The following is a 12,936-nucleotide window of genomic DNA, read 5'->3' on the forward strand; positions in this document are numbered from 1 at the left end:
GACCGGTGACCTACATCATCGCCGAGCCGTGCGTGGATGTGCTCGACAAGGCATGCATCGAGGAGTGCCCGGTCGACTGCATCTACGAGGGCAACCGGATGCTCTACATCCACCCCGACGAGTGCGTCGACTGTGGTGCCTGTGAGCCGGTCTGCCCGGTTGAGGCGATCTTCTACGAGGACGACGTCCCGGAGCAGTGGAAGGACTACACCGGGGCGAACTACGAGTTCTTCGAGGACCTGGGCTCGCCCGGCGGCGCCTCCAAGATCGGCAAGGTGGAGAAGGACGCCACGTTCGTGGCCGCCCAGCCGCCGCGCGGAGAGGGCCACTGAACCGGCCCGCGCCGGTCTCGTCGCGGCTGCCCGACTTCACCTGGGACACCCTGGACGCCGCGGCCGCGACGGCCGCGGCGCACCCGGACGGTCTGATCAACCTCTCGATGGGCACGCCCGTCGACCCGGTGCCCGCGCTGATCCGGCAGGCGCTCGCCGACGCGTCCGACGCGCCGGGCTACCCGCTCACCGCCGGCACCCCGGCGCTGCGGGACGCCATCGCGGCCTGGGTCTCCCGGGCCTGCGGCGCGGGCGTGGACGGGCTCGGCGTGCTGCCGACGATCGGCTCCAAGGAGTTGGTGGCCTGGCTGCCCACGCTGCTCGGCGCCGGCCCGGGTGACGTGGTGGTGGTGCCGTCGGTGGCCTACCCGACGTACGAGGACGGGGCCCGGCTGGCCGGCGCCACCACGGTACGCACCGACTCGCTGACCGCGCTGGGCCCGACCCCCCGGGTGCGCCTGGTCTGGGTCAACTCGCCGGGCAACCCGACCGGCCGGGTGCTGCCCGCGCGCCACCTGCGCAAGGTGGTCGACTGGGCGCGCGAGCGCGGCGCGGTGGTCGCCAGCGACGAGTGCTACCTGCCGCTGGGCTGGGACGCCGAGCCGGTCTCGATCCTCGCGCCGGAGGTCTGCGGCGGCTCGTACGAGGGCGTGCTCGCGGTGCACTCGCTCTCCAAGCGCTCCAACCTGGCCGGCTACCGGGCCGGCTTCGTGGCCGGCGACCCGGCGCTGGTGGCCGAGCTGCTCAAGATCCGTAAGCACGCCGGCATGATCGTGCCCGCCCCGGTGCAGGCCGCCATGGTGGCCGCGCTCGGCGACCAGGCGCACGCCGACGAGCAGCGGGAGCGCTACCGGGCCCGGCGGGAGCGGCTGCGCGCCGCGTTCACCGCGGCCGGCTTCACCATCGAGCACTCCGAGGCGGGGCTCTACCTCTGGATGACCCGGGACGAGGACTGCTGGGACACCGTCGACTGGCTGGCCCGCCGGGGCATCCTGGTCGCCGCCGGCGTGTTCTACGGTCCGGCCGGCGCCCGGCACGTCCGGGTGGCGTTGACCGAGTCCGACGAGCACGTCGCAGCCGTCGCCGACCGGCTGCGCGACTGACCTCGGGCGGCGGCGGTGACCGGCGACGCGACCGGGCGGGACGGCCCGGCCTCCGGCGACCGGCCGGTGGCCGCGGTGCGGGCCGCCGTGGTCGGCACCGGGCTGATCGGCGGCTCGCTGCTGCTGCGGCTGCGCGACGCCGGGCTGGACGTCGCCGGCTGGGATCCCGACCCGGGCGTCCGGGCCCACACCCGCCGGTGGGGCGTCCCGGCGCCGGACCCGGTCGAGGCGGCGGTGGCCGGCCGCGACGTGGTGTTTCTCTGCGGCCCGCTGCCCACCCTGCCCGGCATGCTGACCCGGGTGGCCGCGGCCACCGGTGAACACTGCGTGCTCACCGACGTCGGGAGCACGAAGGCGGAGGTGGCGGCGGCCGCCACCGGGCAGGGCCTCGGGCACCGGTTCGTGCCCGGCCACCCGATGGCCGGCGCCGACCGGGCCGGTCCGGCCGCCGCGGACGCCGGGCTGCTCCTCGACGCCGCCTGGGTGCTCTGCCCCGGCCCGAACGGGATGGCCCCGTTCCGCCGGCTCGCGGCGCTGCTCATCGAGGTGTTCCGGGCCCGGGTGGTGCCGATGTCCGCCCCCGAGCACGACCGGGCGGCCGCGCTCAGCTCGCACCTGCCGCACCTGCTGGCCGGCGCGCTCGCCGGGGCGGTGCAGCGGTCGGCGCTGCGCGACGCCGTGCTCGCCCTCGCCGCCGGCAGCTTCGCCGACGGCACCCGGGTGGCCGGCGGTCCGCCCCCGCGCACCGCCAACATGCTGCTCGGCAACCGGGGCCCGGTGCTGGCCGGACTGGAGTCCGTCCGCGCGGTCCTCGACGAGTTCGCCGCCGCGCTGCGCGACGGTGACCCGGCCGCGCTGACCGCCCGGTTGGACGAGGGGCGGGCCGCCCGCGCGGCGCTGGCGGAGCGCGCCTTCGACCGCCACGAGCGGGAGTTCCCGGCCGGCGTCGACCACGCGGGGGAGCTGGCCTACCTGCGCGAGCTGGGCGCGGCGGGCGGCCACCTGACCGGTTGCCGGCTGACGGCCGGCGCGGTGACCTACACCGGGCACCTGCCCCGCCGGCCCGCCGCGGGCTGAGCCGGGCGGCCGGCACCGCGCGGAGGAAGGTTCTAGGGTGGTGGGCATGGCGGAGGCACCGGTCGTGGTGGTACGCGGTGAGGCGTACCGGGAGGTCGCTCCCGAGCTGGCCCGCTTCACGGTGACCGCGACCGCCCGGGACCGCGACCGGGAGGCCACCCTGGCCCGGCTGGCCGAGCGGGCCGCCGCCGTGCGGGTGCTGCTCGACGGGGCCGAGCCGGCGGTGGCGCGGCGGGAGACCGACCAGCTGCGGGTCTGGCCGGAGACCAAGCGGTCGAGCGAGCGGGTGGTGGCGTACCACGGCAGCGTGAGCACCACCGTCACGGTCGCCGACTTCACCGCGCTCGGCGAGCTGATGCTCCGTCTGGCCGACCAGGACCAGGTCGAGGTGGCCGGCCCGTGGTGGTTGCTGCGGCCGGACAGCCCGGCGTACCGGGAGGCGCGGCACGCCGCGGTGGCCGACGCGCTGGCCCGCGCCCGCGAGTACGCGGAGGCGCTCGGCGCCCGGGTGACCGGGCTGCTGGAGCTGGCCGACACCGGTCCGGGCGCGCAACCGATGGTCCTCCGGGCGGTCATGAAGGGTGGTCCGGGCGGCGAGGCCCCGCCCGAGCTGGAGCTGGATCCGCGCCCGCAGCCGGTGCAGGCGTCCGTGGAGGCCCGGTTCCGGATCAGCGAACCGGTTCTCGGCTGATGCCGGCGGCGCGGGTGCTCCCGCTCGACGAGCTGGTGGCCCGGGCGCGTGCCCTGGCCGACGCCGGCCCGCGGCAGCTGCTCGGCATCGCCGGCGCGCCCGGGGCGGGCAAGTCCACCCTGGCCGAGCGGATCGCCGCCGAGGTGGGCCCGGCGGCCCGGCTGGTGCCGATGGACGGGTTCCACCTGGCCCAGTCGGCGCTGGCCCGGCTGGGGCGGGCCGGGCGCAAGGGCGCCCCGGACACCTTCGACGTCAACGGGTACGTCTCCACGCTGCGCCGGCTGCGGCGGCTGGAACCGACCTCGGTCTGGGCGCCGGAGTTCCGCCGGGACCTGGAGGAGCCGGTCGCCGGGGCGATCGAGGTGCCGCCCGAGGTGCGGCTGGTGGTGACCGAGGGCAACTACCTGCTGCTGCGGGACGACCCGTGGGAGGAGGTGCGCACGCTGCTGCACGAGGCCTGGTTCCTGGATCTCGACGCCGAGCTGCGGGTGCGCCGGCTGGTCGCCCGGCACGAGGCGTACGGGAAGTCCCCGGCGGAGGCGCGGGCCTGGGCGTTGGGCAGCGACGAGACGAACGCCGCCCGGGTCGCCGGCACCGCCGGGCACGCCGACCTGGTGGTCCGGCTAGCCGACCCGCTGCCGGGGTGACGGGATGCTGCGGCGCAGCAGCCGGGCGACCACGGCCCGTTCCCGGGTGAACTCCGGCGCGTCCGGGTAGCCGCTGTGGTTGCGGATCGGCGGGTCGGCGACCTCGCCGCCGCTCGGGTGCAGGGCCTCCGGGTCGGCGACCGGCACGTCGCGTTCCCCGGCGGTGACCGGCCAGCCCAGCGGGTCGGTGCCGCGCCAGAAGTTGGTCCAGGTGACGTGCCCGGGTTCCCAGCTCAGCGCCCGGGCCAGGGCCCGTAGCCGGGGCGGCCCGAAGTAGGCGGGGAAGACCCGGCCGTAGAGGCGGGTGAGCTGGCAGCCGTACGAGAAGAACCAGATCCGCCGGCGCCAGCGGCGGGGCATCTGCAGGAGCACGGCGGCGCAGATGACCGCGCCCTGGCTGTGCCCGGAGAGGATCACCCCGTCCATCCGATCGGGGTGGTGCGGGGGGAGCGCCAGCAGGCCGGCGATCCGGGTCTGGAGCTCCGGCACGGCCCGTTCGGCGTAGCTGGGCGGGGCGAGCGGGTGCGCGGCGCGCGGCCAGAACGTGCCGATGTCCCAGACCACGCCCACCGAGCGTCGCACCGTGTCGTTGCGGTAGACCAGCAGCCCGAGGGCGCCCACCACGAGCGGCAGCCAGCCGAGCAGCATGTCGCCGAGGTTGGCGGTCCAGTGGATGACCACCTGCCAGCCGGCCGGCGACTGCGGGCTTGGCCGGTTGCGGGAGAGCGCGGCCGCGCAGCAGAGCGTCACCAGCACGAGGGAGACGGTGGCGTAGCAGCCGACCAGCCGGATCGCCCGCTCGCCGACCAGGCGGTGCAGCGCCCGGAACCTGCTGACGTCCCGGCAGCGGCGCAGCTCGTGCGCGGAGAGCGCCGGGGCCGCCGCGGTCAGGGCCGCGTACTCGGCCCGGCGCAGGGACCGGAACAGCAGGCCGGCCCGGACCAGCAGCCCGAGCAGCGCGAGCAGGGCGACCATGCAGGCCAGCCCGGCCCAGAACACCGCGAGCGGGGGCACCACCCGGCTCGCGCCGCTCGGGTCGGCCCGGTCGTCGAGCCGGTCGCTGACCCAGTAGAGCAGGCCGGCGCAGTAGGCGATGGCCATCATCCAGCCGAAGCCGGCGATGATCGCCGGGCCACGGCCGCCCCAGGCGAGGTCGGTGTGCGGGCCGAGGGGCTGCTCGGGTACGGCGGGCCGGGTCCGGGGCAGCAACAGCCCGATGACGGCCACCACGATGGCCGGCACGGCGAGCAGCCAGGTCCGCGACCCGTCCGGCGCCGGGGGGAGGCCCGGCAGCCCCCACTCGGTCCAGAGCGCACCGAGGGGGAGCAGCACGGCGCCGGCCAGCGGGGCGATCAGCCCTCGGCGGCCGGACCGGTTCACCGCGCCGATCGTGACCAGCAGCAGCACCTGGCAGGTGGCGAGCCAGGCGACGGCGGTGTCGTATCCGGGCAGGGACCGGTCGGTCCGGCAGCCGGCGATGCCCGGGTCGGTGACGCAGCCGATCGGTGGGCGGTAGCTGGCCAGCGGCGGGCCGGCGGGGCCGTCCGGGAGCAGGAGCAGCAGCAGGGTGCCGGCCACGCCGAGGCCGGCCAGCAGCGCCACGGCGGCGCTCCACGGACCGAGCGGGATGTTCCCCTGCCGGCGGGTCAGCGCCGGCCGGCCCAGCGCGACCACGGCGATGGCCAGCACCGCCGCGAGCGCCACCACGGTGGGCCAGGCGATCGCGGCCCGCAGGCCACGGGGTGGGTCCATGATGACCACCCCGGCGAGCGGTACGGCCGCGGCGACCACCGCTCCGGTGCTGAGGTGCAGCACGGCCGCCCGGCGCAGTTGCCCCTCCCCGCACCAGAAGCTCGGGTGCTGCAGCGGGTTCTCCGGTGGTTCGGCCCGCCCGGTGGGCGGGAGTGCGTCCGGCGTACCGTCCACGCCCGCCGGCGGGACCTGGGGGTCGGCGGGCATCTGCGCCTCGTACTGGTAGGTGCGCCAGGCCAGGCCGCCGAGGGCGAGCAGCAGGAGCAGCGGCAGCAGCAGGCCGACGCTGAGCGCCCGGGTGTCCTGGCGCCACCACTCGTTGCCCAGCCACTCCCACGGTCCGGGGATCTGGCGCAGGCAGTCCGGGCCGACGCACTGCCAGCCGATCAGGTCCACGCCGACCCCGGTCACCGTGATCACCAGAGTGCCGGTGAGGCTCAGGCAGAAGAGCCGGATCAGCCAGGCGGTGATGCCGGATCTGCTGGCCCAGCGTTCCGAGTGCAGGTCGGGCGGGATGCCGGCGCGGGCGAAGTGCGCCACGTTGGCCAGCGTGAACGGCAGCAGCAGCGTCCAGAGGGCCCGCTCGACGTCCCGCGCGGTCCGCGCCCCGGAGGTCAACTGCCCCCAGCTGTACGCCTCGACGGTGAGCGGGTCGTCCCGTCCGGCGGCGCTGGACCGGTAGAAGCCGGTGACCTCGCCGCCGGCGACGAGCCGGCTGTACGGTCCGCCGTCGCCGGGGGCGGAGCGCAGGCCGAGCAGTTGGGCGGGCGGGGTGTTGGACACCCCGTGCACCCGTAGTTCCAGCACGCGTTCCATGATCCGCTCCCCAGGCCGGACGTTCACTACCCAGAGTGCATCCTTCGGCACGGTTTTGCATCTCAACGAAACGATGTTTTTGCAGGTAGAACGGCTAGTCGAGGGTTCGTACCGGTCGAGCGGGATTACCCAACGCGACCACATTGGGGGGTAGGTCCCTGGTCACCACCGCGCCCGCGCCGACCACTGTGTTCGCCCCGATGGTCACCCCGGGCAGCACGATGACCCCGCCGCCGAGCCAGACGTTGTCCTCGATGGTGATCGGTTTCGCGGACTCCCACTTCGCCCGGCGGGGCTCCGCCTCGACCGGGTGGGTGGCGGTGAGGAGTTGCACGTTCGGTCCGATCTGGACGTCCGCGCCGATGGTGATCCGGGCGACGTCGAGGAAGACCGCGTTGAAGTTGACGAAGGTGCGCGGCCCGACGTGGGTCTGCCAGCCGTAGTCACAGTGGAACGGTGGCCGGATCCAGGCGTCCTCGCCCAGCGAGCCGAGCAGGTCGCGCAGTGCGGCGAGCCGGGCCGCGGGGTCGGCGGCGGGGCTGGTGTTGAAGCGTTCGGTGCGCCGTGCCGCCCGGTCCAGGTCGGCCTCGATCTCCGGGCCTTCGGCGCGGTAGGGCTCGCCGGCGAGCATCCGGTCCTTCATGGAGGTCATCGGACGATTCTGCCCGTTCCGGCCGGGATTCAGTCGGCTTGCCGACTTCCTTATGCATACCAGGTATGCAATCCTGACGATTCGCATCGATGCCTCTCTCATCGATGAAGACGCTCCGAAGGAGGAATGCGTTGCGCCGAACGAGAAGAAAACTGACCGCCGCCGGCCTCGCCGCCGCCCTGGTGCTCGGCACGCCGGGCTGGGCCGCCGCGGCGCCCGAGGCGCGGCCTACCGGCCCCGCCGCCCGGCCCGCCGCACCGGCCGGTGCCCGTCCGGTCACCGTCACCCTGCTCACCGGTGACCGGATCACCGTCACCGGCGGCGACCGGGCCGCGGTCCGTCCGGGCCCCGGGCGGGACGGCATCGGGTTCCTGGTCGGCCGGGACCGGGGCCACCTCTCCGTGGTGCCGCGCGACGCGCTGCCGCTGATCCGGGCCGGCCGGGTCGACCGGCGGCTCTTCGACGTCACCGAGCTGATCGCGTCCGGCTACGACGACGCCCGGCGGGACAGCCTCCCGCTGCTGGTGTCGTACCCCGAAGGGCTCGCCCGGCGCGGCACCGCCGCACCGGCCGGCACCCGGGTGACCCGCGACCTGCCGGCGATCCGCGGCGCGGCGCTCACCGCGCCGAAGGCGGACGCCGGAACGGTCTGGCGGGCCCTCACGGCCGGGCGCGCCGGTGCCCGGGTCGAGGCGGCGGGGGGCGTCGACCGGATCTGGCTGGACGGGAAACGGAAGATCACCCTGGACCACAGCGTGCCGCAGATCGGCGCGCCGGCCGCCTGGACCGCCGGCTTCACCGGCCGGGGCGTCACCGTGGCCGTCCTCGACACCGGCGTCGACACCACCCACCCGGACCTGGCCGGCCGGGTCGCCGACGCGCGCAACTTCAGCGCCGCCCCGGACGCGGACGACACCGTCGGGCACGGCACCCACGTCGCGTCGATCATCGGCGGCAGCGGCGCCGCCTCCGGTGGGCGGTACCGGGGCGTGGCCCCGGACGCCACCCTGCTCTCCGGCAAGGTCTGCGAGGACGAGGGCTGCGCCGACTCGGCGATCCTGGCCGGCATGGAGTGGGCCGCCGTCGAGAAGCGCGCCACCGTGGTCAACATGAGCCTCAGCGGCTGGGACACCTCCGAGGTGGACCCGCTGGAGCAGGCCGTGCAGACGCTCACCGCGCAGACCGGCGCGCTCTTCGTCACCGCCGCCGGAAACGACGGCATGGACGGCTCGGTCGGTTCACCGGCCAGCGCCGACGCGGCGCTCGCCGTGGGCGCCGTGGACCGCGACGACAACCTCGCCGACTTCTCCAGCCGGGGACCACGGATCGGCGACGACGGCCTGAAGCCGGACCTCACCGCGCCCGGCGTGGAGATCGTCGCGGCCCGCGCCGCGCACGGCCGGATCGGCGACCCGGTGGGGGAGCGGTACGTCTCACTCTCCGGCACCTCGATGGCCACCCCGCACGTGGTCGGCGCCGCGGCCCTGCTGGCCCAGCAGCACCCGGGCTGGGCGGCCGGCCAGCTCAAGGCGACCCTGATGGCCTCGGCGAAGCCGCACCCGGAGCAGACCGCGTACCAGCAGGGCGCCGGCCGGGTCGACGTGGCGCGCGCCATCACCGAGCAGGTCACCAGCGACCCGGTCGGGGTTTCCTTCGGGCTGGCCGTCTGGCCGCACGCCGACGATCAGCCGATCACCCGGACGGTCACCTACCGCAACGCCGGGGCCGCCCCGCTCACCCTCGACCTGAGCACCGAGGCGATCGGGCCGGCCGGGCAGCCGGCGCCCGCCGGCATGTTCACCCTCGGCGCGTCCCGGCTGACCGTGCCGGCCGGCGGCACCGCCCAGGTGACGGTCACGGCGGACACCCGCGCCGGTGCCGTCGACGGGTACTGGACCGGGCGGATCGTCGCCCGCTCCGGCGACACCGTGGCGGTCACCCCGCTGGCGGTGAACCGTGAGGTGGAGAGCTACAACCTGACGCTCCGGCACCGGGACCGGGCCGGCGCCCGCACCGGCGACTACCTCACCAGCCTGGTCGACCTCGCCGGCTTCGCCTTCCCCCGGGACGTCTACGACCCGGACGGCGACGCCACGGTCCGGGTGCCCAAGGGCCGGTACGGGGTCAACAGCCTGATCTTCCGGGCCGACGAAGAGGGCAACTGGACCGAGACCACCATGCTGGCCCGGCCCGAGCTGGTGGTGGACCGCGACCAGGTGCTCGACCTGGACGCCCGGGTGGGCAAGCCGATCCGCACCACGGTGCCCCGGCGCGGGGCCACCCCGCTGCTGATCGACCTCTCCGCCACCTACTTCGGCCAGGACGTGAGCTACGGGTTCGGGCTCTGGGCGGACCGCTTCGACGGGCTGTACAGCGGCCAGGTCGGCCCCGCCGTCTCCGCCGACCGGTTCGTCGCCGCCCTGGCCAGCCAGTGGACCGACGGCAGACCCGACAGCCCCTACCTGTACGCGCTGAACGAACTCTTCCCCGGCCGGATGCCGGCCGGGTTCGTGCGGCACTACCGGCAGCGGGATCTGGCCACCGTGGCGCACACGTTCCGCGGCGGCTACGCCGGGCTGGAGGCCGAACGGTCGGTCTTCCCGGAGTCGGACTACAACATCGGCGGCTCCGCGCTCATCCTGCCGACCGCGGTGCCCGGCCGGCGGACCGAGTACCACAGCACCACCCGCACCGGCTGGAGCAGCGAGCTGTACTTCGGCACCCGGGACGAGGACGGCTGGCTGAACGCGCAGGCCGGCCTCGAATCGGTGCCGACCCGGTACCGGGCCGGCCGCACCTACCGGGAGAGCTGGAACTCGGCGCCGTACGGGCCGTCCTTCCCGCCGCCCCGCTGGCCGGAGCAGGGCATCACCCGCAACGGCGACACCCTGCTGGTCGTGCTGCCGCTGTTCAGCGACGCGGCCGGGCACCCCGGCGGATCGCTCGCCGACACCGAGCGGACCGCGCTCTACCGGAACGGGACGCTGCTCGGCGAGCAGCCGTCCGGGGGGTACGCCGAGTTCGAGGTGCCGCCGGGGGCGGCGACCTACCGGGTGGAGACCTCCGCCACCCGCAGCTTCACCGACCTGAGCACCGAGGTCGCGGCCAGCTGGACCTTCCGGTCCCGGCACGTGCCGGGCGAGGACTGGGCCCGGCTGCCCGCCATGGCGGTCCGGTTCGCCCCGCCGCTGAGCGTGACGAACAGCGCCCCGGCCGGCCGCTCCTTCACCATCCCGGTGACGGTGCACCGCCAGCCCGGCGCGCCGGCCGACCGGGTCACCCGGCTCACCGTCGACGTCTCCTACGACGGCGGGCGGACCTGGCAGAAGGCGGACCTGCGCCGGCAGGGTGACGGCTGGGCGGCGACCGTCCGGCATCCGGCCGGCCCCGGCCACGTCTCGCTGCGCGCCAGCGCCCGGGACGGCGCCGGCAACACGGTCACCCAACGGATCACCCAGGCGTACCGCCTGCGGTGAACCGGCGGCGGCTCCGGGCCGGGGCGTCCGACGTTCCGGCCCCGGAGTCGCCGACGGCGCCGCTGCGGGCCCGCGGTCTCCCCGCCGTGGGCCCGGAACGCGGGCGGGCCGGGGGAATCCTGCCCCCGGCCCGCCCCACGTCCGCCGTCAGTCGTTGGCGTGCAGCGCCGCGTTCAGCTCGATGCCCCGGCCGGTACGCGGCTTCGCCTCCAGCGCGCCGGTCACCGAGTTGCGCCAGAACAGCAGCCCGGCCACGCCGGACAGCTCGCGGGCCTTGACCACCCGCCCGTCCGGCAGGGTGATCTTGGAGGCGGCGGTGATGTAGCAGCCGGCCTCCACCACGCAGTCGTCGCCGAGCGTGATGCCGACACCGGCGTTCGCGCCGACCAGGCTGCGCTCGCCGATCCGCACCTTCTCGGTGCCGCCGCCGGAGAGCGTGCCCATGATCGAGGCGCCACCGCCGATGTCCGAGCCGTCGCCGACCACCACGCCCTGCACGATCCGGCCCTCCACCATGGAGGTGCCCAGCGTGCCGGCGTTGAAGTTGACGAAGCCCTCGTGCATGACGGTGGTGCCGGCGGCCAGGTGGGCGCCGAGCCGGACCCGGTCCGCGTCGGCGATCCGTACCCCGGAGGGGACCACGTAGTCGGTCATCCGGGGGAACTTGTCCACCCCGTAGACGGCCAGGTGGCGGCCGGCGGCGCGCTCGATGACCCGCAGCTCGTCGACCCGCTCCGGCGGGCACGGGCCGGCCGAGGTCCAGGCCACGTTGGCCAGCTTGCCGAAGATGCCGTCGAGGTTCAGCTCGTTGGGCCGCACCAGGCGGTGGGAGAGCAGGTGCAACCGGAGGTACGCGTCGGCGGCGTCCTTGATCGGGTCGTCCAGCGAGCCGATCACGGTGACCACCTGGACCGTACGCAGGCCGGGCAGCGCCCGCTCGCCGATCGCGCCGGGCGGCAGGTCGAGCACGTCGGCCTGGTCCTCCCCGGGCACCAGGGGCAGCTCGCCGAGCCCCAGCTTGCCGGTCGGGTACCAGGTGTCCAGCACCTGGTCGTCCGCGGTGACCGTGGCCAGGCCGATGCCCCAGGCGGATTGTGCGGTCGTCACAGCTGTCCCTTCGTTAGCGGCTGCGGGGCTCGCAAGCTCTCCTCGCATTCCCGCGCGGCCGCGTCCCACGCGGGGCGCCCGGGAACGCGTCCTCGTCGCGCTCACCGTTGCTGACGGTACCGTGCGAGACATGCAGAACCCGTTGACCCCCGAGGTCCTGGCCGATCCGGTGGCGCTGACCCGCGCGCTGGTGGACATCGAGTCCGTCTCCCTCAACGAGAAGGCGATCGCCGACTGCGTCGAGGAGGTGCTGCGGGGGGTGCCGCACCTCACCACCTACCGGCACTCCAACACCGTGATGGCCCGTACCGACCTGGGTCGGGCCTCCCGGGTGGTGCTCGCCGGCCACCTCGACACCGTGCCGCTCAACGACAACTTCCCGTCGACCATGCGCGGCGACCTGATGTACGGCTGCGGAACCTCGGACATGAAGTCGGGGGTGGCCTTCGCGCTGCACCTCGCGGTGACGCTGCCCGACCCGCGCTACGACGTGACGTACTTCTTCTACGAGGCCGAGGAGATCGAGTCCCGGTACAACGGGCTCACCCTGGTCTCCCAGGCCCACCCGGAATGGCTCCAGGCCGACTTCGCACTGCTGCTCGAACCCACCTACGGCATCGTGGAGGCCGGCTGCCAGGGCACCATGCGGGCGATCGTCACCACGCACGGCGAGCGGGCCCACGCGGCGCGCTCCTGGCACGGGGTGAACGCCATCCACGGCGCCGGCGAGGTGCTGCGCCGGCTGGGCGCGTACGAGGCGCGCCGGGTCACCATCGAGGGCTGCGACTACCGCGAGGGCCTGAACGCGGTGCGGATCACCGGCGGGGTGGCCGGCAACGTCATCCCGGACCGCTGCGAGATCGAGGTCAACTACCGGTACGCCCCGGACCGCGACCCGGCGGCGGCCGAGGCGCACCTGCGCGAGGTCTTCGCCGGCTTCGACCTGGCGGTCACCGACGCGGCGGCCGGCGCGGCCCCGGGGCTGGACAACCCGCCGGCCCAGGAGTTCCTGGCCGCGGTGGGCGCGGCGCCGATCGGCAAGCTGGGCTGGACCGACGTGGCCCGCTTCGCGGCCATGGGCATCCCGGCGCTGAACTTCGGCCCCGGCGACCCGAACCTGGCCCACCACAAGGACGAGCACGTCGAGCTGACCAAGATCCGGGACGGCGCGGCCACCCTGCACCGCTGGCTCGCCTCGGCCTGAGCCGCCCCCGGGCCCCGCAGACGCGACCGGGGGGCCCGCGTCGGTGACGCGGACCCCCCGGGCCGGTGACGGCGGGCCG

Annotated in this window: 10 protein-coding genes; 7 read left to right on the forward strand and 3 right to left on the reverse strand. The window is 75.3% G+C overall.

The genetic code is table 11. The annotated features are described in order from the left end of the window. The first annotated feature begins 5 nt into the window (after window positions 1-5). The 5 genes from fdxA to ACIBPB_RS17195 are packed head-to-tail and all read left to right on the forward strand — an operon-like array spanning window position 6 to window position 3,850. The gene (fdxA, locus tag ACIBPB_RS17175) at window positions 6-332 is read left to right on the forward strand and encodes a ferredoxin (protein ID WP_007464872.1); all 327 of its coding nucleotides are present in this window, start codon (window positions 6-8) and stop codon (window positions 330-332) included. Next, the gene (gene dapC / locus ACIBPB_RS17180) at window positions 329-1,435 is read left to right on the forward strand and encodes a succinyldiaminopimelate transaminase (RefSeq protein ID WP_357314448.1); all 1,107 of its coding nucleotides are present in this window, start codon (window positions 329-331) and stop codon (window positions 1,433-1,435) included. The genes fdxA and dapC overlap by 4 nt, the downstream gene beginning before the upstream one ends. 15 nt (window positions 1,436-1,450) lie before the next feature. Continuing rightward, entirely contained in the window at window positions 1,451-2,512 is a 1,062-nt protein-coding gene (locus tag ACIBPB_RS17185) for a prephenate dehydrogenase (RefSeq protein ID WP_396840543.1), read from the forward strand. A gap of 46 nt (window positions 2,513-2,558) precedes the next feature. Then, window positions 2,559-3,203, forward strand: coding sequence for an SIMPL domain-containing protein (locus ACIBPB_RS17190; protein ID WP_357313843.1), 645 nt, complete (start codon window positions 2,559-2,561; stop codon window positions 3,201-3,203). Then, the gene (locus ACIBPB_RS17195) at window positions 3,203-3,850 is read left to right on the forward strand and encodes a nucleoside/nucleotide kinase family protein (protein WP_357313840.1); all 648 of its coding nucleotides are present in this window, start codon (window positions 3,203-3,205) and stop codon (window positions 3,848-3,850) included. Before ACIBPB_RS17190 ends, ACIBPB_RS17195 begins: the two co-directional genes overlap by 1 nt. Here ACIBPB_RS17195 and ACIBPB_RS17200 read toward each other — a convergent pair. Beyond that, window positions 3,827-6,418: a hypothetical protein gene (locus tag ACIBPB_RS17200; RefSeq protein WP_396840544.1), complete on the reverse strand. Its 2,592-nt coding sequence runs from the start codon at window positions 6,416-6,418 to the stop codon at window positions 3,827-3,829. The two genes, ACIBPB_RS17195 and ACIBPB_RS17200, sit on opposite strands and share 24 nt — an antisense overlap. Before the next feature lie 94 nt (window positions 6,419-6,512). Then, the gene (locus ACIBPB_RS17205) at window positions 6,513-7,070 is read right to left on the reverse strand and encodes a sugar O-acetyltransferase (protein WP_396840545.1); all 558 of its coding nucleotides are present in this window, start codon (window positions 7,068-7,070) and stop codon (window positions 6,513-6,515) included. Between the two features lie 131 nt (window positions 7,071-7,201). Here ACIBPB_RS17205 and ACIBPB_RS17210 point away from each other — a divergent pair, with 131 nt between their 5' ends. Then, window positions 7,202-10,546, forward strand: coding sequence for a S8 family serine peptidase (locus ACIBPB_RS17210; RefSeq protein ID WP_396840546.1), 3,345 nt, complete (start codon window positions 7,202-7,204; stop codon window positions 10,544-10,546). A gap of 147 nt (window positions 10,547-10,693) precedes the next feature. Here ACIBPB_RS17210 and dapD read toward each other — a convergent pair whose 3' ends face one another. Further along, window positions 10,694-11,653: a 2,3,4,5-tetrahydropyridine-2,6-dicarboxylate N-succinyltransferase gene (gene dapD, locus ACIBPB_RS17215; protein ID WP_396840547.1), complete on the reverse strand. Its 960-nt coding sequence runs from the start codon at window positions 11,651-11,653 to the stop codon at window positions 10,694-10,696. Between the two features lie 130 nt (window positions 11,654-11,783). Here dapD and dapE point away from each other — a divergent pair, with 130 nt between their 5' ends. Further along, the gene (dapE, locus tag ACIBPB_RS17220; RefSeq protein ID WP_046568515.1) at window positions 11,784-12,857 is read left to right on the forward strand and encodes a succinyl-diaminopimelate desuccinylase; all 1,074 of its coding nucleotides are present in this window, start codon (window positions 11,784-11,786) and stop codon (window positions 12,855-12,857) included. Window positions 12,858-12,936 lie beyond the last annotated feature (79 nt).

It is taken from the genome of Micromonospora sp. NPDC049836 (assembly GCF_044465125.1).
Taxonomy (GTDB): Bacteria; Actinomycetota; Actinomycetes; order Mycobacteriales; family Micromonosporaceae; genus Micromonospora.

Bases quoted from the DNA above. Each gene is read 5' to 3' on its own strand.
- ACIBPB_RS17205 (WP_396840545.1), bottom strand. From the start codon at position 7,070: ATGACCTCCATGAAGGACCGGATGCTCGCCGGCGAGCCCTACCGCGCC.
- ACIBPB_RS17200 (WP_396840544.1), bottom strand. From the start codon at position 6,418: ATGGAACGCGTGCTGGAACTACGGGTGCACGGGGTGTCCAACACCCCG.
- ACIBPB_RS17195 (WP_357313840.1), top strand. From the start codon at position 3,203: ATGCCGGCGGCGCGGGTGCTCCCGCTCGACGAGCTGGTGGCCCGGGCG.
- ACIBPB_RS17190 (WP_357313843.1), top strand. From the start codon at position 2,559: ATGGCGGAGGCACCGGTCGTGGTGGTACGCGGTGAGGCGTACCGGGAG.
- dapE (WP_046568515.1), top strand. From the start codon at position 11,784: ATGCAGAACCCGTTGACCCCCGAGGTCCTGGCCGATCCGGTGGCGCTG.